Origin of the sequence: Haloferula sp. A504 (assembly GCF_044385805.1) — a bacterium.
Lineage (GTDB): Bacteria > Verrucomicrobiota > Verrucomicrobiia > Verrucomicrobiales > Akkermansiaceae > Haloferula.
The window spans coordinates 1-446 of sequence record NZ_JBISBU010000213.1 but is presented as its reverse complement, the minus strand read 5'-3'; the positions used below and the strand labels follow the sequence as shown (position 1 = coordinate 446).

1 protein-coding gene is annotated in these 446 nt (G+C 59.6%); it reads right to left on the bottom strand.

Annotated features, from left to right (window positions below; translation table 11 throughout):
- Positions 1-26: 26 nt before the first annotated feature.
- Positions 27-446, bottom strand: a 420-nt coding sequence (locus ACG2LG_RS24240) for a hypothetical protein (RefSeq protein ID WP_396263488.1), incomplete at its 5' end; no start/stop codon positions are given.

Genomic DNA, 446 nt, shown 5'->3' with positions numbered 1-446 from the left:
CGGCGGATTTCCAACAAGGCCGCGGTCTAGGGTCGTCCACCAGCGGCTTGTTCGGCTTGGTTTGTTGATTGGCTGGGAAACCCCAAGGCCCCCAACAAATCGGTGCCCTCCCGCTCATGGCCAAGAACCTGTCCGTCGGGTGTGAAGACAATCTCGAATGATCGCCCATGTGAAACCTGTCCATCGATAAAGATGTGATACCCGGGCTGGTGGTTCTCAACCAGCTGCGAAAGCTCAAAAACGATCTCCTGGGTCAGCCGTCCGCCTCGAAAGGTCACGACGACGAGAACGCGGTCGTCGGGGTAGGCGTCGTCCGGTGGCAGGAGAAAATCTGCCTCACTGGGCGCGCCTTCTGTCTCCTCCACGGATCGCCCGCAGTCCCGAAGCACCGTCACGGCCTTCCTGCAGAAGGCTCCAAACTCAGCCTTGAACTCCGAATGATCCGC